This is a genomic window from Brevibacillus sp. MS2.2 (assembly GCF_013284345.1).
Lineage (GTDB): Bacteria > Bacillota > Bacilli > Brevibacillales > Brevibacillaceae > Brevibacillus > Brevibacillus brevis_C.
This window is the reverse complement of sequence record NZ_JABSUZ010000004.1, coordinates 206,084-225,061: the sequence shown is the minus strand read 5'-3', so window position 1 is coordinate 225,061 and position 18,978 is coordinate 206,084. Positions and strand designations below refer to the sequence as shown.

20 protein-coding genes and 2 riboswitches are annotated in these 18,978 nt (G+C 47.4%); of the genes, 9 read left to right on the top strand and 11 right to left on the bottom strand.

Translation table 11 applies throughout. The annotated features are described in order from the left end of the window. Positions 1-12: 12 nt before the first annotated feature. Positions 13-1,116, bottom strand: coding sequence for a glycine cleavage system aminomethyltransferase GcvT (gcvT, locus tag HP568_RS05420; RefSeq protein WP_173628543.1), 1,104 nt, complete (start codon positions 1,114-1,116; stop codon positions 13-15). 150 nt (positions 1,117-1,266) lie between these two features. Then, a riboswitch (glycine riboswitch) is annotated at positions 1,267-1,379 on the bottom strand. A gap of 1 nt (position 1,380) precedes the next feature. Then, positions 1,381-1,476, bottom strand: a riboswitch (glycine riboswitch). A gap of 221 nt (positions 1,477-1,697) precedes the next feature. Here gcvT and HP568_RS05415 point away from each other — a divergent pair. The 3 genes from HP568_RS05415 to HP568_RS05405 all read left to right on the top strand — a co-directional run bounded on the left by HP568_RS05415 (position 1,698) and on the right by HP568_RS05405 (position 5,533). Next, on the top strand, positions 1,698-3,404 hold the full coding sequence (locus HP568_RS05415) for a DEAD/DEAH box helicase (protein ID WP_173628542.1): 1,707 nt from the start codon (positions 1,698-1,700) through the stop codon (positions 3,402-3,404). A gap of 36 nt (positions 3,405-3,440) precedes the next feature. Next, entirely contained in the window at positions 3,441-4,565 is a 1,125-nt protein-coding gene (locus HP568_RS05410) for a YqhG family protein (RefSeq protein ID WP_173628541.1), read from the top strand. A 110-nt stretch (positions 4,566-4,675) separates the two neighbouring features. Then, positions 4,676-5,533: a hypothetical protein gene (locus tag HP568_RS05405; RefSeq protein ID WP_173628540.1), complete on the top strand. Its 858-nt coding sequence runs from the start codon at positions 4,676-4,678 to the stop codon at positions 5,531-5,533. A 34-nt stretch (positions 5,534-5,567) separates the two neighbouring features. On the opposite strand, the gene HP568_RS05400 is transcribed toward HP568_RS05405, so the two are convergent. From HP568_RS05400 to HP568_RS05380, 5 genes are all read right to left on the bottom strand, one after another. Next, a complete protein-coding gene (locus HP568_RS05400) occupies positions 5,568-5,822 on the bottom strand; it encodes a YkuS family protein (protein ID WP_173628539.1) in 255 nt (84 codons plus the stop codon). A 36-nt stretch (positions 5,823-5,858) separates the two neighbouring features. Further along, positions 5,859-6,020 carry a YqzE family protein gene (locus tag HP568_RS05395; protein ID WP_007725773.1) on the bottom strand — a complete coding sequence of 54 codons (162 nt, stop codon included), beginning with the start codon at positions 6,018-6,020 and terminating at the stop codon, positions 5,859-5,861. A 58-nt stretch (positions 6,021-6,078) separates the two neighbouring features. Beyond that, positions 6,079-6,600, bottom strand: coding sequence for a shikimate kinase (locus HP568_RS05390; RefSeq protein WP_048032502.1), 522 nt, complete (start codon positions 6,598-6,600; stop codon positions 6,079-6,081). Then, a complete protein-coding gene (locus HP568_RS05385) occupies positions 6,597-8,465 on the bottom strand; it encodes a stalk domain-containing protein (protein ID WP_173628538.1) in 1,869 nt (622 codons plus the stop codon). The genes HP568_RS05390 and HP568_RS05385 overlap by 4 nt, the downstream gene beginning before the upstream one ends. Before the next feature lie 195 nt (positions 8,466-8,660). Next, positions 8,661-9,620 (bottom strand): helix-turn-helix transcriptional regulator, encoded by a 960-nt coding sequence (locus HP568_RS05380; protein WP_173628537.1) that lies wholly within the window; start codon positions 9,618-9,620, stop codon positions 8,661-8,663. A 143-nt stretch (positions 9,621-9,763) separates the two neighbouring features. Here HP568_RS05380 and modA point away from each other — a divergent pair, with 143 nt between their 5' ends. Genes modA through HP568_RS05365 form a run of 3 tightly spaced genes read left to right on the top strand, consistent with a single transcriptional unit; the run spans position 9,764 to position 11,960 of the window. Next, entirely contained in the window at positions 9,764-10,561 is a 798-nt protein-coding gene (gene modA / locus HP568_RS05375) for a molybdate ABC transporter substrate-binding protein (protein WP_048032499.1), read from the top strand. A gap of 30 nt (positions 10,562-10,591) precedes the next feature. Next, positions 10,592-11,278: a molybdate ABC transporter permease subunit gene (modB, locus tag HP568_RS05370; RefSeq protein WP_048032498.1), complete on the top strand. Its 687-nt coding sequence runs from the start codon at positions 10,592-10,594 to the stop codon at positions 11,276-11,278. A 16-nt stretch (positions 11,279-11,294) separates the two neighbouring features. Continuing rightward, positions 11,295-11,960 carry an ABC transporter ATP-binding protein gene (locus tag HP568_RS05365; RefSeq protein ID WP_048032497.1) on the top strand — a complete coding sequence of 222 codons (666 nt, stop codon included), beginning with the start codon at positions 11,295-11,297 and terminating at the stop codon, positions 11,958-11,960. A 28-nt stretch (positions 11,961-11,988) separates the two neighbouring features. Here the strand turns inward: HP568_RS05365 and HP568_RS05360 are convergent, their stop codons facing one another. Beyond that, positions 11,989-12,753, bottom strand: a complete 765-nt coding sequence (locus HP568_RS05360) for a LamB/YcsF family protein (protein ID WP_047068803.1) — start codon at positions 12,751-12,753, stop codon at positions 11,989-11,991. Positions 12,754-12,897: 144 nt separating this feature from the next. Then, the gene (locus tag HP568_RS05355; protein ID WP_007725782.1) at positions 12,898-13,242 is read right to left on the bottom strand and encodes a YlbG family protein; all 345 of its coding nucleotides are present in this window, start codon (positions 13,240-13,242) and stop codon (positions 12,898-12,900) included. Between the two features lie 75 nt (positions 13,243-13,317). On the opposite strand from HP568_RS05355, the gene HP568_RS05350 reads away from it, so the two are divergent. Further along, the gene (locus HP568_RS05350) at positions 13,318-13,647 is read left to right on the top strand and encodes a hypothetical protein (protein WP_173628536.1); all 330 of its coding nucleotides are present in this window, start codon (positions 13,318-13,320) and stop codon (positions 13,645-13,647) included. 1 nt (position 13,648) lies between these two features. On the opposite strand, the gene HP568_RS05345 is transcribed toward HP568_RS05350, so the two are convergent. Together HP568_RS05345 and HP568_RS05340 are read right to left on the bottom strand one after the other, a co-directional pair. Then, entirely contained in the window at positions 13,649-14,104 is a 456-nt protein-coding gene (locus HP568_RS05345) for a YlbF/YmcA family competence regulator (protein ID WP_048032495.1), read from the bottom strand. 72 nt (positions 14,105-14,176) lie between these two features. Further along, positions 14,177-16,072 (bottom strand): hypothetical protein, encoded by a 1,896-nt coding sequence (locus HP568_RS05340; RefSeq protein WP_173628535.1) that lies wholly within the window; start codon positions 16,070-16,072, stop codon positions 14,177-14,179. Between the two features lie 61 nt (positions 16,073-16,133). Here HP568_RS05340 and HP568_RS05335 point away from each other — a divergent pair, with 61 nt between their 5' ends. Next, a complete protein-coding gene (locus HP568_RS05335) occupies positions 16,134-16,574 on the top strand; it encodes a protease complex subunit PrcB family protein (RefSeq protein ID WP_017247956.1) in 441 nt (146 codons plus the stop codon). A gap of 94 nt (positions 16,575-16,668) precedes the next feature. Here HP568_RS05335 and HP568_RS05330 read toward each other — a convergent pair whose 3' ends face one another. Continuing rightward, positions 16,669-17,088 carry a hypothetical protein gene (locus HP568_RS05330; RefSeq protein ID WP_173628534.1) on the bottom strand — a complete coding sequence of 140 codons (420 nt, stop codon included), beginning with the start codon at positions 17,086-17,088 and terminating at the stop codon, positions 16,669-16,671. A 163-nt stretch (positions 17,089-17,251) separates the two neighbouring features. On the opposite strand from HP568_RS05330, the gene HP568_RS05325 reads away from it, so the two are divergent. After that, entirely contained in the window at positions 17,252-18,919 is a 1,668-nt protein-coding gene (locus HP568_RS05325) for a ribonuclease J (protein ID WP_173628533.1), read from the top strand. Positions 18,920-18,978 lie beyond the last annotated feature (59 nt).

Here is an 18,978-nt window from a genome sequence, read left to right as displayed (position 1 = left end):
GTGGTGTATCGCTTAGTTTTTTGGGCGTTTATAAAATGGAGCGGCAACGACTTCTGCTTTCAGACGTTTTCCGCGAATTTCTACTTCTACTTGTGTACCTAACGCGGCATGCTCGGTTTTTACGAGAGCGAGACCGACGTTCTTCTTCAAGGTTGGAGATTGTGTTCCCGTCGTCACTTCGCCAATGAGCTCTTCCCCCACATAGACGGGGTAATGCGTGCGCGGAATCCCACGGTCGATCATTTCGATCCCTACCAGCTTGCGGGGAGCACCGTTTTCTTTTTGTGCCTTCAGCACTTCTTGACCGATGAACGGCACTTCTTTGTCTACCTTGACAGCAAAGCCAATGCCCGCTTCGATCGGAGTGATGTCTTTGCTGAGCTCTTGTCCGTACAGTGGCAGCTTGGCTTCAAAACGAAGCGTATCGCGCGCACCGAGACCGCACGGCAAAAGACCTTCTTCTTTTCCCGCATCCAGCAAGATGTCCCACAGCTCTGCTGCACGATCGGCATCCAAATAAATCTCGAAGCCATCTTCGCCAGTATAGCCAGTGCGGGAGACCAAACCCGGAATACCGCTCACTTGCACATCACGCTCAAAACGGAAAAAGCCGATTTGAGACAAGTCTGTAGTCGTCAGCTTTTGCAGAATGGATTCTGCCAAAGGACCTTGAATCGCGATTTGTGCTGTTTGTGGCGAAATATTCTCAATCGTTACGCCTGGAATCAGATGTTCTTCTAGCCACGCATAGTCTTTGTCGATATTCCCCGCGTTGATGACGAGCAGGTAATGATCATCTGCATATTTGTAAACAAGCAGATCGTCTACCGTCCCCCCATCTGGGTAGCAAAGCACACTGTACTGCGCCTGCCCGACTGCCAGCTTGGACACGTCATTCGTAGTCACACGCTGGAGATAAGAAAGAGCGTTTTCCCCTTTTACGTCCACTTCTCCCATATGGGAAACATCAAATAGACCAGCTTTTGTCCGAACGGCTTCATGCTCTTGACCAATGCTTGTAAACTGCACTGGCAGATCCCAACCACCGAAGTCGATGGTTTTCGCGCCATACTTTGCATAAGAATCAAATAGTGGCGTACGTTTCAAATTGGACATGTGGCACCTCCTGTGAACAATAAGATCTTAGAAAACTTGGCTTCGCTGAGCCTTTGGCGAGGCCTTAGTTGCACTTATGTCGATAGGAGTCTTATCGACCAAAACAAAACAGAGGGGGAAAAACGGGTACACCAAAATAATGGCGCCCATTTCTCCTCCTCTGTCCTTGGTACCTGAGAGTTACCTTGCGAATCACATGGGAATTACTTTCCCCACTTGCAAGTTTCCCCTTTGGTGGCTCGTGTGAGCTCTCTCCAGAGTTGCGTCCAGTAGAGGTACTTTTGCCTGAGAGATTCACCGTTACCGGCTTGCTCCTTCGGCGCTGCCAAACGTTCAAGCAGTCTCTCCCTACTACCTTCATTCGCGGTTGTTTCATGGTCATACATAAGTTTTTGCTATCATTTCCATACTAATGGATGTACTACCTCTTTATCCTACCATGAGAGACCAAAGTTGAAAATATACAAATTAACAGTCAGATTCAGAAAAACTTAACAAAACACATTGACAATAGATAAACGTTCAGTTTTTTAATGTTAATCATGAAAGTTATGGCAGAGCTATGTAAAGGAGTATCTTATATGCCGAATGTTCCTATTTCATTTGATACGAGTTGGATCAAACCGCTTACAGAACGTATGCAAGAAGATGGACCCTGGGATAAGTGGGAGCTGTTCAAGCTCTCATTGGAAGCCGAGGAAGCGATGGCTGTTAGCGAATTTGACCAGCTGCAATGTCTGAAATATCTTCCACTCTTGTCGCCTTTTCCTCACCAGTTGGAAACAGCGAAACGTGTCCTATTAGAGATGCGCGGCCGAGCCATTCTCGCTGATGAGGTCGGTCTGGGAAAGACGATCGAAGCAGGCTTGATCATGAAGGAATATATGGTTCGCGGCTTGGCTAAAAAAATTCTCGTTCTGGTTCCAGCCTCTCTCGTGATTCAATGGACAAAAGAGCTTCATCAAAAATTCGGCATTGCAGCAGTCGCGCAAAAAAAAGAATATATGTGGCGGCAACACGAAGTCGTGGTCGCATCCATAGACACAGCAAAACGAGATCCTCACAGGCGTCACGTCCTCGACATCGATTACGACATGCTCATCATCGACGAGGCCCATAAACTCAAAAATAAACGGACACGAAACTATCAGTTCGTCAAAGAAATCCGCAAAAAATATTGCTTGCTCCTTACCGCAACTCCTATTCAAAACGAGATGGACGAGCTGTACAACCTCATCAATTTGTTAAAACCAGGTCACCTCGGCCATACTTCCACCTTCTCTACCAATTACGTAGAGGGCAAACGCCAATCCAAAAACAGCGAGAAATTGCGGGAAGAAATTGAAAAGGTCATGATTCGCAACAAACGAAGTGATGGCGGTATTCAATTCACCAGTCGCCGCGTTCAGTCGATTCCGATTGACCTTTCCCCTGAGGAAATGACCTTGTACGAAGGTGTGACCCACTTTGTCCGTGAGCAATACCGAACAGGATTTGGGATGGGCGGCTTCAACTCGCTCGCTCTGATCACCTTGCAGCGTGAGGTCTGCTCCAGTAAGGAAGCTGCGTTCATGACGCTGTATAACATGCACCAGCGGACGGGCGAGGACTCTCCTTTACGCGCACAAATTCTTGAGCTAGTCGAGTTGATCAAACAAATTGAAACGCATTCCAAGGCTGCCAAAACCGTTGAGCTCATTCAACAAATCAACGATAAAGTGATCATTTTTACAGAGTACCGAGCAACTCAAAACTATCTGCAAAAGTATTTGCACGACCACGGCATTACTTCCGTCCCCTTCCGCGGTGGCTTTAAACGCAGCAAAAAGGACTGGATGACTGATCTTTTCCAAAATCGTGCACAAGTCCTGATCGCTACGGAAGCAGGCGGCGAAGGCATCAATTTGCAGTTCTGCAATCAGGTGATCAATTACGACATGCCTTGGAATCCCATGCGAGTGGAGCAACGAATCGGTCGCGTCCATCGTCTCGGACAAAAAAGGGATGTACACATTTACAATTTATCGACAACCGGAACGATCGAAGAGCATATTCTCAAGCTGCTGTATGAAAAAATCGACCTATTTGAAATGGTCATCGGCGAACTCGATGATATTGTGGAACGCCTGAATTTAAGTCACTCCTTGGAAGACAATCTGATTCAAATCATTATGGATTCCCGCTCCTCCAAAGAAATGGCGTTGAAGCTCGATAACATTGGACACGCGATTCGGGCAAGCAAAATAACAAAAGACGCTGTTCCACTTTCTGAGGCGGCTGACCAATAACTCTTGTTGGAAACGAAAAAGAAATGAGGTCTCCTGATGCAGCAACAACAGGTCAGACAATTTGTCGAGCGCTATTTGGCGACTTTTTCTGCCCATATCGTTGAGTCTCACCCGGATTATTTCACCGTCAAACTTCCTGTCGAGGTGGACAAAGATATCGGCAATCGTCCTTTTTACTGGAGCTGGGTGGATAAGATGAATTTGGCTTATCAGCCATTGGTGCTCACCTTTAGTTTTCATCCGGAATGCATGCCTGAAGGTTTGCGATCCGAGCATCTGCATCTAGGAGCTGCACGCATGCAACAAATTTTCGCTTCAGCCAAAAAGCATGGCAGCTTTGTCTGTATGTACGAGCAACAAGGGGGCCTCTTGGGCAATGCCGGCAAACGTCGGTCAACCCCTCTCGTACCTTGGCTCGGGATGAACTTGAAGGTATCTCTGCTTTGTGACAAGCGACGTGACATTTTATTGTACCTGGGGATAAATTTGCATCAGCCACGGATAGTGACGGATTTCACTTCGTTTTTATTTTCACTTTCCTTGACCCCTGCGATCCCCGATTACTATTACACGTTGGATCGAAAGGTAACCATACAGGAAGCCCTCCAAATAGCACAACAGGAAGTCGAGCATACACTGGAACAAGAAGATCAGCAATGGGCAGAGGAAGCGCGTACACGTCTGAGCGAAGAAATGGCCATCTTGGAAGCGTATTATGAAGAGCTGGCACGGCGCGAACCAGAAAATGAGCAGACAAACGCAAACGAAACCGAAGAAGAATCAGAACAGCCGGAAGCCCAGTCGTTACTCGAGCGAGAAGCCCTGCACCCCGAACCTGATTCAGCTGGACCACCTTCTGTCGAACAGCCCCTATCTTTTGACGAATACCGGACTTCTGGCGGACGAATCCTCGACTTTTTGCGTGCAAATGGAATCCAAACAACTCCACGTGAAGAGATTCATCAGGCAGAATGGAAAAAAAGCACGCCAGATGAGGAGAGACAACGCCGAAAAGACGAGCTGGCATGGCAATACGAGCCGCGGATCGAGGTTTCGTTCATCAACGGTGGCTTGTTCTATTTATCTTCCGTTCCTCCACTAATGCGGTCATCGAAAGCAAAAAGCATGCGACATCTCCCCGCATCAGGGCGAATCATGTAAAAGATCAACGAGAAAATGTGAAACAGAAAAGACACGTTGCAACAAATCTTTTTGTCATAGCTGGTTACAATAGGAATAGGTTAAGCCTTTACAAAAGGTGGTGCATAGTTGTGACCAGACGATTTCTTCCTGTAATCGCTGCTCTTTTGTCTCTGATGCTGCTTTCCTTACCAGCTTTTGCGCAAGACGAAGCAAGCTGGGACCAGCAATTCCAAGCACAAATTCGAGAATGGATGGATGCAATCGCAAGCCGAGACCCTCAATTCAAGCAATGGCAGGACGCAAAAACAGACGTGCAAACACTTGGTGCGGGGCAGCATCAATGGCTGGTAAGTATAAAAAAAGCGGACAAGCAAGTAGGGTATTTGGTGATAGGAGAAGCACCTGATTCTACTTCCCATGAGAAATTTGTTCTGCTGGAATACGGTGTCGGGGAGTACATCTTGTTCGATGACGCTTTTGCTCCGAAAGAAATCGCGGCAGAGCCAGTTTATGACGGGTTTGCTTCCTACTGGCTGATCACCCAGAAGTCAGATACCCAAATGGTCAATGCCAAAACGGGAGAAATGTATCCCACTTCCTTTCAAATTAGTGAGCCCGCCATCGGTGCTTTTGCAGGAGAGCAGCTCATACAAAATGGACAACGCCTGACTCAAATGAGAATTTTAAGCGCAGCCGAGGCTGATCCTTTTGATCATATCGGGTGGGTCAGCCAAATGAGTAAAACGAACGCAGATGTGTCCTGGAACCAATTGTGGCAGCAAGATTATACCTCGCCAGTAACATTAGCCGTCCCGATTCATCAGTCACAGGTTTTGGCACCCTTTGTCGTGGGGTCCCTGCATTTATGGAATGACCAAAATGCTTATGTAGGCGTATGGGATGAGGGCCTGCGCTTTGTCCCCTATTCGTATGCCCATCGCGTCGGACGATTTTTCGTAAATGAAACAAGCTCTCCTGCCGAATAACCGGTTGGAGAGCTTGTTTTTTTACGTTTTCTATTCACCGATGTTCTGTAGGAGAGAGACGTTCATGAACGGCATGAAAAATTTCATTGACCGTCATTCCCTCTGCATTAATAACGGGAGCTCCTGTAATCGTTTTGTTTTGATTACCCAGAACGTTGATATCCTGTCCAGTAATGACAATCGCATCTACCACCTGCTGCCAGTTGCCTAAATCAACAACTTCGTAACCATTTTGACGCAGCATCTTGCACACTTCAGACAGGGAATTTTCTACCGCTATTCTCGCCATATGCACCCTCCGTCTTCGTTCATAGGTTTACGAATTTTATTTGCGCCACAACAGTCGAATGGACATGGGAATGGCACCAAACCAGCGTGATGACCAGGACTCGCGTGGAGTCTTACGCAAACGGCGTTCATCTTTTGGGGTATCCATGTACTGGACAAACAGTTTCGTCAGGTACTTTAAATATTCCTGAAAGGACATCGCACTTGACCTCCTTCTTACTCGCGGATTCAACACCGCGGCGCAAGCGCTGTCCCCTCTATTGTTCCCCGTCCTGCGTTCTTTCAACCACTTGGTTCGTAATTTCCATCACAATATCGGAAAGGCTCTTACCTGTCGTATCCACCTGAATCGGAGCAAAATCGTATACACTTGCGCGCTCTGCCATTAAGGTCTTTACCCTTGTCGCTACTCCTCCTGCCAATAAGGGCCGTCCTGTATCCTTTTCCAAACGCTTGATGAGCTCCTCTTCCGTGGCATGCAGCGCGATTACGATGCCTTGCTCCATCATCATCTCTACGTTTTGTTTCCGTAATACAGCTCCTCCCCCAGTTGTTACGACCTGAGATCCTACTGCCAGTAATTGCGCAAGACATTTCGTCTCGACGTCTCGGAAATACACTTCTCCATGATCCGTGAAGATCTCTGGAATGCTGCGGCCTTCCCTTTCCACAATCGCATCATCCAAGTCTGTATGCTTCATTCCCAAACAGGTAGCGAGTGCGGCACCAACCGTGGTTTTTCCTGTTCCCATAAATCCGACTAACACCAGGTTTTTCATTTTGTTTCTGCCGCCTTTCCAATCGTTCGGTATGTATTGATCTTCACCGTTTTTTGCTGTTGATTGTACGCTGTCTCATATCCCAATGCTTTTTCAAAAAAGGATAGTGGAACCATCGTACGTTCTTTGATTTCGATTAACGGGCTGCCTAAATCTATTCGCTTCCCATCTACGTCAGCAAAGCGCTCCCGTTCCTTTATAAATACTTCGCGCCCATTTCCTTTTACGCGGATCATTTGTTTCTTGTCGTCCCAGCTAATCGCCAATCCCATTTTCTCACCGAGCTCACGCAACGGAATATACACCGTATTTTGGGTGACCCGAGCTGGGATCGAAGGATAAAAGCTCATGTTATTAATGATCGTTGTGATATAGGGCTCCAATTGCACTGCACCAAAGCCATTCTTATTTGTACTGTTGGTATACAGGGTGAAATATTTCGCTTCCCCTTGCAAAGTTTGCCCAAGCGCCTGATCGAGATGCTCTGCACCAATGACACTACCATGATAATTTTGCTGGACGCGCTGCAAGAATCGCTTATAGGCATCATCACCGATTTTGCGGCGGAGATTGTCAAACAAGAGTGCTCCCCGGGAATACCAGGTCAGCTTAAACTCTTCTTCGGTGGCGAACTTCTGCAATGGCTTGTCCAGCTTTCCATTTGGATAACGCTCTTGCAAACGTTTGACATCCCGGTTGTACTCATCTAACAAAGTCGTAGCTGATTGGGCACCATAACGCTTCTGCAAGTAATGAGACACGCCGAGCTCCACCAGCCCCTCATCAAGCCACCCATGCGAGGATTCCAATGTAGCCACACTGTTGTACCACCAAAGATGCCCTACCTCATGCGGCAGCCAATGGTCGATCAGATTGTTGTAATGCATGTCTCTTTTGAATACGGCGAGATTCGCGTATTCCATGGCGTACGTCGTTCCTGTACTTGTTTCTGCAATCGCCACGTACGGATACGGCAACGGCCCGTACATATCGATGAAAGTAGGAAATACCGATTGAGCAATGTTCTTGATTCTTTCTATGTTTCCTTTATCAACGGAAGCAATGTCAACCGTTAAATTCGGAGAAAATTGAATCGTTTCAATGTGATAAAGCGGACTTCCCACCAGTCCAAAGTTCAACAGATTTTTTGCTTGATAATGGACTTGCTGCTTACTGCCACCGATTGATTTCGTTTGTCCTCTGCCCCATGAACTGACCCATTTGTAGCCTTTTGGTGAGGTAAACGACACATCGTAATCTCCATAGTGGTAAACGAATGGATCACCAAAATCAACGCGTTGCGGCGGGTCGTACCAAACACCTTTTTGATTTTGGGCCCCGAGCATCGGGTACCATGTCGTCAACGTCCATATATCGTCTTTGACCCCAAAACGTGTGCCCCTACGTGGAACCGGGTTCTCGAATTCAATGGTTAGAGCGCCACGAAGCTCCTTACCGAGAGGATTTGCCATCTTCACCAGCGATTGACCACGTTCAAAAGAAAGCGGCTTGTCCTTGTAGCGAATCGACTTCACCGTCATTTTGTTCCAAAGGTAGTCGTAAATATACAGCCGTACATCTGGAGTTTTCGGGTTGTCGAACTCCAAGGTCATGTTTCCGGTTATTTTTGCTTCGGACGTATGTAATTCAGCTTGAATCTTATATACAGGGTTCAAATCCTTTACATAAGACGGCAGAGGCGGATCATAAGAAAATGGATCGACGAACGTCTGCTCCTCCCCAGGTGATTGATTCATGGCAATGATTTGAGAAATGGCTGGCCAATACGCAACGACCCCAACTGAGCCAAAAAATACGAGGATCGTCACACATACTAGCAAGCTCGTTTTATGTAGTGATTTCATGACAGCCCCCATATAATAAACCGCCCGGCGGCAGGCTTCTAAATGTTTTTGTTTCATTGTAGCAAATATATGTCAAACTGAGTAGAAATTCAGGAGATTCTGTAGAGAAAACGCCTTATTTGACGATGGTCTTCCTGGTGAAATAAAAAAGCCGCCACTCATTGTATCGTAATGATTGGCAGCTTTCTTTAGCCTTTACCAGGTTTCGTACATAATTTTTCCGGTTTGGCTAAGGTCATAGCCCCCGACTGCTTCCAATTCCATTTGAAACGGTCGCGACCCGAGAACATCAAGAACGGTCTGAATGAGTTGTTCGTTGTCCTTATTTTTCAACAAGACGAGGTCATATCGCTCACGCACAGTTGGGACAAACTCGACTCCGACGAGTGAAGCTGCCTTTTCAATACCCACCCCTACGTCTGCCTCGCGCCGTGCTACTACCCCTGCGACTGCCAGGTGATTGGACTCTTCCCGTTCATAGCCAATCACATCACTTCCCGCTATTTTTGCCAGTCGAAACTGTTCTTCAATCAGCGTGCGTGCACCGGACCCTTTTTCCCGATTGACCATTCGAATGCCCGGCTTCGTAAAATCGCTCCATGCCTTGATCTGTTTCGGATTGCCAGCCTGGACGTAGAATCCGGCCCAACGTGACAACATATTGATAACAACAAAACGATGCCCACATAAAATCCGACGAATATATGGGACATTGTATTCGTTGGTATCCCCATCGTACAAGTGCGTGCTGACGATATCAGCCTTACCCGTATACATCGCCACGAGGCTGTTAAGAGAGCCCACATACGAGCGGAGCGGTCGGTATGCCGCATCCTTTTTCTCCAAATGCCCAGCCAATAGGTCCAAGCTCACATCCTGCCCGCTGATAATGATATTGCGGCCTGTACCAGCCTGCTCATGTCGTGACAAGTGCTGAGTTTGTCCTGTCTGCGGGATGCTAACGGCTGATGCTTGTCTGTATTCTCCTTTTGCCTTCGCCTTGTACGCTTCCAGATCGCTTTCGTCGACGCGCATTTGCCGGCCGACGCGATATGCGGGCAGCTCGCCTTTTTTAATCAAATCGTAGACTGTCAGCTTGGAAATGCGTAGAATCTTTGCTATTTCTTCGGTGGTATAAGAATTTTGTTGACTCATGTCCCGCCTCCGTTATATCCTTTGCTCTATTTTCAAACAAGTGTCGTAAAATCGCAATTGATTATTCATTACGAATCCATATAATCTAGTTATGTCCAGTTATAATTAATTATAACTAAATATAATTATGGAGGTCTATTTTTATGAAGAAGCACTGGTTAGCCTTATTGACGGCATTTTGCTTGATGCTCACTGCTTGCTCCACAACGCAAACAGCCCCACAAGCAAGTGAGCCAGCCAAAACCGAGACAGCAAAGGTAGAACTGATGATTTCTGCTGCTGCTAGCTTGACGGATGCTTTGAATGAGTTGAAAACGCAATATGAAACGGAACACCCAGGAACGACCCTCACCTTTAACTTCGGAGGCTCTGGCAAACTCGCCACACAAATTACGCAAGGCGCTCCGTCTGATGTATTTTTGTCGGCTAGTAAAAAAGACATGGACGGTCTAGAGGAACAGCAACTCATCGCCAAAGACACACGCCAAGACTTCACCAAAAACTCGCTTGTTCTCATTGCAGGTAACACAAGCGCTGTCCCTATCTCTTCTTTTGAAGAGCTGAACAACGCTGCGATCAAGCATATTGCCGTCGGTGAGCCTGAGACAGTCCCGGCAGGACGTTATGCAAAAGAAACATTGGATACATTGAAAATGTGGGATTCTCTTTCGGCACAAATGGTATTTGGCAGCGATGTTCGCCAAGTTTTGACCTTCGTTGAATCCGGTAACGCCGAAGTCGGCATTGTCTATTCCAGTGATGCCGCAGCTTCGAAAAATGTAAAGGTATTGGCGACAGCCAAGCCTGAATGGCACAAGCCGATCGTTTATCCTGGTGCGGTCGTCAGCGCATCGAAGAACCAAGATGCAGCAAAAGCTTTCCTATCCTACTTGACAAGCGACAAAGGAAAAGCGATCTTACAGAAGTACGGTTTTCAATAAACCAACCGAATCGAATTGGAGGTGGCAAGCGTGATCGAAACCAATCTTACTCCTCTGATGCTATCCCTTAAAGTAGCTGCGCTCTCCACCTCCTTTGTATTTGTCCTTGGGATGCTTTCTGCAAGGTGGATGACACAAAAGGATTTTTGGGGGAAGAATGTGCTGGAGTCCTTCTTTTTGCTTCCGCTTGTTCTCCCTCCTACTGTTGTTGGCTTCGGCTTGTTGATGCTTTTCGGAAAAAACGGTTTTCTCGGCCAGCTTCTGCATGAATGGTTCAATATTACCGTCGTCTTTACGCTTTCAGGAGCCGTTATTGCCTCGATTGTCGTTTCCTTTCCGTTGATGTATCAGAGTGCAGTCGCTGCCTTCACGGGAGTGGATCGTCGTTTGGAGAATGCGGCACGCACGATGGGCGCTTCCGAATGGCGATTATTCTGGACCGTTACCTTTCCGTTGGCTTGGCCTGGCCTGTTGGCTGGCTTTGTTCTTTCTTTTGCCCGTGGTTTAGGGGAGTTTGGTGCTACGCTGATGCTCGCAGGCTACATCCCTGGGAAAACCGATACAATTCCCGTCGCCATTTATTTTGCTGTTGAGGCTGGTCAAATGGATAAGGCATTGTTTTGGGTCATCATTATTGTTTCCTTGGGTATGGGCACGACTCTCTGGCTGAATTGGTGGAGTCGTCGCAACGTGCGCAGGTACGCCAATCAAAAGTAAGGCAGGTGATTGGTAAATGCTCTTTGTCAACATACAGAAGCGTTTGCCTGATTTTATTTTGGATGTGTCCTTTTCGGTACAGAAGGAAATTGTCGTATTGTTCGGACCATCCGGCTCTGGTAAAACAACGATATTGAACAGTATTGCAGGTCTGGTACATCCTGATACGGGCGTGATCCAATTAAATGAGAACGTTTTTTATCGCGAAGGACAGAAGCCGCTTCCCGTACAAAAACGCAACATCGGGTATTTATTTCAAGATTATGCGCTGTTCCCTCACATGACGGTCGAGCAAAATGTTCGATACGGCTTGAAAAAAGGACATGAGCTCAATTTAGCCCCATTGTTGTCCACAGTGGGCATCGATCATCTACTGCAAAAATATCCTCACCAGTTATCCGGAGGACAAAAACAACGGGTGGCACTCGTACGTGCACTGGCTACTGAACCAGACATCCTGCTACTTGATGAGCCTTTATCGGCGCTGGACGCGGATACGCGTAAACAATGCCAGGATGAGTTGCTGCGCCTTCACGCCATGTGGAACATCCCGTTTCTGCTGGTCACCCATGATCGTGAAGAGGCCGAGAAGCTCGCAGATGTCATTTTGCTGATCGATAACGGCACAATCAAAGAACGGAAACATGAAAAAAGCCATTCAGCAACGTCCATTTCCCGATAATGGGATGGCATTGCTGGATGGCTTTTTACTATCGAGCTGTGATTGGTTCAATTTTCACATCGTTTTGCTTTGCCCACTTATGTACTTCGCCAAGGAATTGCAGTACGTCATGGCTCTCGTGATGGACACAAAGGGTATCGGCCGCCAAGTCAATGTGCTCGCCATTGACCGTCATTACTCTTTGTTTTAAAACGAGCTGTCGTGTCTGCTCCATGCGCTCTTCCTTGCTGATCAGCACGCTACCTTCCAACTCACGCGGGGCCAATCGACCATTCGGCAAATAAGCCCGCTCTGCAAATACTTCCTCTGCCACCTGAAGCCCGTGTTCCAAGCCTGCCTCTACAAGCTTGCTGCCAGACAGTGCATAGAGGATCAGTTCTTCATCAATATCCGCAATGGCTTGGACAACCGCTTCAGCGAGCTCTGGGCGTTCAGCCGCTTCGTTATAAAGTGCGCCATGCAATTTCACATGGTGCAGCTCCCCGCCAAGTGCTTTTGTAGTCCCAGCCAAGGCTGCAATTTGATACAGCACCAGTTCATACACTTCATTGACAGACAAGTTCATCGAACGACGTCCGAAGCCTTGAATATCTGCATAACCAGGATGTGCCCCGATTTTCACGTCATGCTTGAGTGCAGCTTCGATTGTTCTGCAAATAATATGGGGGTCCCCTGCATGCAATCCGCAAGCAATATTAACGGAGGTGATCCATTTCATAATCCCCAAATCCTCTGATTGTCGACCTCTGCTGAAGCCCTCTGCCATATCGCAGTTAATATCCAGATGAATCATGTATGCTCACCTTTCTTTCGCTAATCTATCTTTTGAAAACGCATTCATACGCGTGGCTTCTCGTTTTCTTCCACTTTAGCATACCATGTACGCCAGTTTAACAAAAGCAAAAAAGCTGCCGAAAAATGGCAGCTAATGAACAACTTATGTCGAACCAACGGTTGCTTGACTGCTTTCTTCTGTCTGTAAGGTCTCTGCTAGTGCCATTACCTGGTTCTTCTCTTGTTTATAATCGTATTCCTTTGCCTTATCCGGTCTGGCATTGTTGTACTCTACCGGGATCTCATGGCGATGGGAACGTTCAATTTTTGTTACGAAGTGCAGCTTTTCCATAATGCGAATCGTTTCATCCAACAAATTGGCATCCACATACATCGAAACGTAATTTAAGCGTTTGGAGATGTAATGAATGGTGCCAAATTTGCGTAAATTTTTGGCGGCACGCGTGTTTTTCACCCACACGGCGACCCCCAGACGTCGCTCTCTCATGTTTGGCCGTCGGTCTCCTTCCCAATCGTGGTATACTTACTGGTGAAAGCTAATTACAGAAAGGAATCGTGGTCTATGCTGGCTACGTTTTATCATCAATTCGAGGAAGCGCTTCACCGCGAAAATATCGTGACCCATAGCAGTTGGCGAACATATGCTGGCCAGCTCTTTTTCTATGTATGCAGTACGCTCCCCGCTCCTATGCTGACAAAGCAGCTCATGGAGACAGGAGAGCGTCTGACCACTGATACCAAATTACAGCCAGAATGCATTTACGTGCGTTCTGATGACGCGCAGCATGTGTATCGCTTCCGCTTTCGCGTACCTGACGAAAAGCAATTTTGCTGTGGCAATCTTTGTGAAGACTGCTTTTTGCTGCGCCAAAATGAACCGGGAACAACGTAAATTACGATGGCTTTTTCACACTACAGCCGCAGCTTCCACCTGTCCCGCAACCACTACCCTGCGCCTCTAAAAATGGATTGTTGCTCGGTACCTTGATCGTTTCCGATACAGAATGAGCAATGGTTCTACTCACCTGATACAAGAGCTCATCCAGAGCATCCTCTGCTCGCTTGAATGCCTGTACGGAATCCCTCAGTTCAATGTTGCGCTTCAGTTCCCGTACTTCTTTGGATATATGATTGTAATCCGGGTGATACTTCCCGAACCGTTGCACATCTTCGTACTGTTCCTTCTTAGCCTCGAACACGACGAGCAGACGTTGCACTTCCTCATCTGCTTCCATTTGGCGTTTGGCCTCCAGATACTCCGAGACCTCGCGCGATTGGTTAATCATCGTGGACAGCTCATGAGACTCCATGATCAACTGTGACATATCCACAGCCTCCAATGTTTTCATAAAGCGAGACCTCCTTTCGCCGTAAAGCAAGAAAACTTTACGTCATTCCTGATTGTATCACGATGCACACCCTTAGTACAGATATTCAGGCACTACAATGCGCACTCGCTCAATGTTGTCGAGACGGTAACCCTGTTTGCCGCCTTGTCCGGCAATCGTAACCATCCAGTACCCCATTTCCAGGCGTACTTCTGTCGGTAGCCCTCGCAGCTTTTCTTTTCCGCTTTGCTGGATCTCGACTTCCAGCTTCAGTTCTATTGCGCGCTTAAACAAATCCCGCATGGATTGTGGATGATACGATTGGAAATGCTTCGTCCACATTTTGGGTAGTGCTGCGATTTGCTCATTTTGCTCAGGAAACGTGTTTTCTATAGCATATCCGTCCCAAGGTCGTTCGATGAGAAGCAAGCCTTTATTTCCCGCTTGACTGTTTTGGTGCGGCTGGAGCTCTTTGCTTGCGCTAGCAACATGTGACAGCACTTGCGGCTCATAACCGAAGTGACGAAGTAAACGGATCAGTTCTTTTTCCTGTGAGTACGGAATCAAAAACGAAGTCGGCGATATCACTTGGGTAAGGAATGAGCGAAAGTCAGGAATTTCGCGCCATTCCTCCAGAAATCCAGCATGTGCTGTCCGAACGAGGAAGTACGGCTCCATTTGAATCTGCCTTGCTGTTCTCGCCCATTGGTTGACAACTTCAATCAAGCTCTCAGGCAACGGATGAACACAGGAGGCACGGAGCTTTTCGATGACTTGCTCCTCCGTCCCTCCTTGTGCCAAATACGATTGCAACAGCTTTGCTTGCAATTCACCCCGAATCAATTGCCCATCAAATTGGAGCTGGCAAAATCGGCTGATTTCCCATACATCCAGCAACGGAACAAGTGGAGGGATTGTAAGGGCACCTGTAGGGTCTACAAACCAGCCTTCCTCCGACGATAATCGCGGCAAGCTGCTCCAACGCCAAAAAACCCCTCGCTCCTCGTCCAGCCCAAGCTGAATCCATCCCAAGCCTAACAGCAAATGCATCCATTGCTCCACAATGAGCTCCCCTGCATGCTCGGGCAAAGGGAATCCTGCTTCTTTTAGCATGCGCAATTGCTCATGAATGGAACACCACTGCTCGACAGGAACCTGTCTCATCAATTGAATGAAAAATTCCCACCAGTCGCCATGCGGCAAAAATTGTTCCATGACCAGTTGGTACATCTCTTCCCAACGTACGAGCGGCGGTTGATGCAGCCATTGCTTCGTTCGATTGAGATCAAGCACGAGTTCTCGCTCTTCTCTATGCACCAAGCCCAGTCTGAGCGCAATATCAAGAACAATGGTCAAGGATAAACCCTCTCTTTGTTCCTGATCGAGCGGCGGAATCACGATTCCTTTTACATGCTCGTCTGTAAACGAGAGAAGTGGCAGCATTTTTTGCGACATCCTGCGATGAATACTTCCTCTTTGCGTAATGGGAATTTGGTTGTCTCGAATAAACAACAGAAGCCCAAAAAGATCCAGCTGTATCCCTCTGCCTGCTGATATATAATAAGGGAGCGTTTTTGAAAGAGAAACAAAAGCCAGGGAGGCTTCCGGCAGCATTTGATTTGTCAACTGCTCTCGAACCTCTTGTGGCATCAAATAGCCAATCTCACTCCACATTTTCCGTACAGTCAAGATCAGTCCAAGCCGTCGCAATTTCGTCAAGCCGACTGACAGATGTCTGTGCTCTTTTGCCGTTTCGCGTTCCCAAGTTCGTTTGCTAAAAAAGCCTCTCGTCGCTTTGGTTACGAAAAGCCGGATAACGGTTCGTTCCAGCTCATCTGCCTGTTCCCATACTTGCCCAATAAAAGCGGGGTCCAATAATCTCGCTGTTAAATCTTGCTCTTCGTCAATCTGATATCGTTTGGTCTGTTCATGTAGAATCGCTTGTCGCGTTGATTCGGACAGGTATTCCAGCGAATCCTTCACACGCACGCCTGTCACCTCAGTCTATATGATGTTCGATTCATTACTTTTACCAATTGGAGGGATCTTGATGTTGCATGTATTTCCTAGCTTACTCTTAACAGCAACCTTGGCAGTAACGGGTACACAAGTCTTGTCACCTCAACATCCTACCGTATCTGAGCCTGTGGCGAAAGAGGCTGTACAAGCAGATGCTGCTTACGAGGCCGTTGCTGCTCCCTATCCGCCGGCTGTGCAGGAAGCTTTGAAGAAAGTTCGTAAAAATGGCGGACACACCATTGTTCGTGCCAATGGAAAATCCTATGTAGTCGTGGGTGCAGGACAGCGCCCTACAGGAGGATATCGTTTAGTGGCGGACCAAGTCAAGCGGACAGGTCCTCATGCCTTTGCCGTACACGTTCGGGTACAAGCACCAGCTCCAGGTTCGATGAAAACACAAGTCATCAGCTATCCGACTTTGGTGATTGCCCTGCCAGACCAGCAAGCAAAAGTCAGTGTGCATATGCGCTAGTCTATCTCTATCCATGAAAAAAGCCGACAGTTCGAAAGCCACAAGGCGTATCGAAGTCGGCTTTTTTCCTTTTCCCAACAGTTACCCTTGCTTATCAGGGCTTTACCTCAATGGAAAAGCTCTCTGCAACACCATACGACTCGTGGTTATTATGGGCCAATTCTACCTTGACTTCATGCTTCCCAGCCGAGATATCCTTCATGACATAGCTAGGCTCGAATACTTTGGCGATCTTTTTGCCGTCGAGGTACAGATGAACATGCCCTTCTCCATGCTTGTTTTCCTTCCCCATGTTTTCGAGGGAAAAAGAGAAATTCGTAACGGCCAATTTGAGTTGCAAATCATCCTTCACAAGGGTATGCGTCACAGCGAGTGTCGGCGCCGCATGATGAGCGTGCGACTCGTCAACTACCACTTCGGTTTGCGCTTGTTGGTTCGCGTACACAAACCATTCCACACCAGCCGCAATGGCAATCAATAGAAACAAGCGGAAAAGAAATCGTTTGGTTTTCACCGGAGCTGCTCCCTTCCAAAATGAGTCTTACCCCAGTGTGCCCGACACCTGATTGGTTCATTCATCCATTTTTTCCTCATGATCTAACTAGTTATCATACATACTCAGCTTTCCAATAGGTAAAAGTAACCACAAGAAGCTCTGGGGAGGTCAGTGACTACATATGAATGCACGGAATGAAACTCTTTCTATTTTTGCTTTAGGAGGAGTATATGAAATCGGCAAAAACATGTACGGGATTCAATGCGGGGATGAAATTGTCCTCATTGATTGTGGCTCGAAGTTCCCGGATGAGAGTTATTTAGGAATTGATCTGATCATACCAGACATTAGTTATCTGCTGGAAAATCAGGAAAAAGTCCGAGCCTTGATTGTCACGCATGGGCATGAGGATCACATCGGAGGCATTCCCTATTTTTTACGACAATTAAACGTCCCTGTTTACGGTACCCGCTTAACATTAGGACTTATCGAATTGAAGCTGAAGGAGCATAATTTGCTTCATCAGACCACCCTCATCTCCATCGACCGTCACTCTACTATTTCATTAGGCTCGCTCACGATCAGCTTTTTTCAGACGAACCATAGCATTCCTGATTGCTTGGGTGTCGTGTTTGAGACAAAAGCAGGCTCTATTGTGCATACGGGCGATTTTAAATTTGATTTAACGCCGGTGCATAAGCAATCCCCCGATTTGCACAGAATGGCTGAAATCGGGCAAAAAGGTGTATTGGCCTTGTTGTCGGAGAGTACCAATGCGGAGCGCCCAGGCTTTACTCCATCAGAAAAACACGTGGGCGATCGTCTATTAGAAGCATTCAGTAAGGCACAGCAGAAAATATTTGTCTCGACATTTGCTTCCAATGTATACCGCCTGCAACAAGTCATTGATGCCGTAGAAGCGACGAATCGAAAGCTTGCTTTGTTGGGCCGAAGTATGGTCAATGTGGTCAAAATCGCATCGGAACAAGGCTATTTACATATACCGGATGACATGCTGGTAGAAGTAGAAGAAGTGAACGAGCTCGATCCAGCCCGTGTCGCTGTTCTATGCACGGGAAGCCAAGGCGAACCGATGGCAGCCTTATCCCGGTTGTCGACCTCCGGGTATCGGCACGTGAAAGTAGAACGCGGTGATACCGTCATCCTCTCTTCTTCCCCCATTCCAGGGAACGAACGAAATGTAGCCCGCATCGTCGACAACTTGTTTATTATGGGTGCCAACGTTATATATGGCTCTGGGACAGGCATGCATGTGTCCGGCCATGGCTTCCAAGAAGAGTTGAAGCTCATGCTCACTCTCATGAAGCCACAATACTTTATCCCCATTCACGGTGAGTATCGGATGCTCCATCAACATCGTCTGTTAGCAGAATCCGTCGGCGTTGATATCGAGTCCATTTTCATTGTAAATAACGGAGATGTCGTGGATATTCAGGATGGTGTGGCTGTGCAGGAAAGAAAAATCCCTGCCGGAAATACCTTGGTGGATGGTTTAGGTATCGGTGATGTAGGGAATGGAATATTACGGGATCGCAAACATCTTTCGGAAGATGGCATTCTCGTGATCGTTGTGACGCGCAGTAAAACCGACGGCAAAATTTTGTCAGGTCCTGACCTTATTTCTCGCGGATTCATTCACGCTCCGGAATCAGAGGGCCTGTTGGAAGAAGCGACTCGCATTGCATCCGAGGTGATCACCAATTTGCAGGAAGCGAATGTGAGTCAGTGGAACCGCTTGAAGCAAGGCATGAGGGAATCGATTGGGAAATTCGTATATGCCAAAACAAAGCGCAGACCTATGATCCTGCCGATTATTATGGATGTGTGAGGGAGAAGCCTTCTCATAATAGTCATTCCACCTGCCAATGAACCGCAGCAGCCATAAAA

Coding starts and splice junctions, on each gene's coding strand:
- gcvT (WP_173628543.1), bottom strand. CDS start 1,116: ATGTCCAATTTGAAACGTACGCCACTATTTGATTCTTATGCAAAGTAT.
- HP568_RS05415 (WP_173628542.1), top strand. CDS start 1,698: ATGCCGAATGTTCCTATTTCATTTGATACGAGTTGGATCAAACCGCTT.
- HP568_RS05410 (WP_173628541.1), top strand. CDS start 3,441: ATGCAGCAACAACAGGTCAGACAATTTGTCGAGCGCTATTTGGCGACT.
- HP568_RS05400 (WP_173628539.1), bottom strand. CDS start 5,822: ATGGCGAGAATAGCGGTAGAAAATTCCCTGTCTGAAGTGTGCAAGATG.
- HP568_RS05395 (WP_007725773.1), bottom strand. CDS start 6,020: ATGTCCTTTCAGGAATATTTAAAGTACCTGACGAAACTGTTTGTCCAG.
- HP568_RS05390 (WP_048032502.1), bottom strand. CDS start 6,600: ATGAAAAACCTGGTGTTAGTCGGATTTATGGGAACAGGAAAAACCACG.
- HP568_RS05385 (WP_173628538.1), bottom strand. CDS start 8,465: ATGAAATCACTACATAAAACGAGCTTGCTAGTATGTGTGACGATCCTC.
- HP568_RS05380 (WP_173628537.1), bottom strand. CDS start 9,620: ATGAGTCAACAAAATTCTTATACCACCGAAGAAATAGCAAAGATTCTA.
- modA (WP_048032499.1), top strand. CDS start 9,764: ATGAAGAAGCACTGGTTAGCCTTATTGACGGCATTTTGCTTGATGCTC.
- HP568_RS05365 (WP_048032497.1), top strand. CDS start 11,295: ATGCTCTTTGTCAACATACAGAAGCGTTTGCCTGATTTTATTTTGGAT.
- HP568_RS05360 (WP_047068803.1), bottom strand. CDS start 12,753: ATGATTCATCTGGATATTAACTGCGATATGGCAGAGGGCTTCAGCAGA.
- HP568_RS05355 (WP_007725782.1), bottom strand. CDS start 13,242: ATGAGAGAGCGACGTCTGGGGGTCGCCGTGTGGGTGAAAAACACGCGT.
- HP568_RS05350 (WP_173628536.1), top strand. CDS start 13,318: ATGCTGGCTACGTTTTATCATCAATTCGAGGAAGCGCTTCACCGCGAA.
- HP568_RS05345 (WP_048032495.1), bottom strand. CDS start 14,104: ATGAAAACATTGGAGGCTGTGGATATGTCACAGTTGATCATGGAGTCT.
- HP568_RS05335 (WP_017247956.1), top strand. CDS start 16,134: ATGTTGCATGTATTTCCTAGCTTACTCTTAACAGCAACCTTGGCAGTA.
- HP568_RS05325 (WP_173628533.1), top strand. CDS start 17,252: ATGAATGCACGGAATGAAACTCTTTCTATTTTTGCTTTAGGAGGAGTA.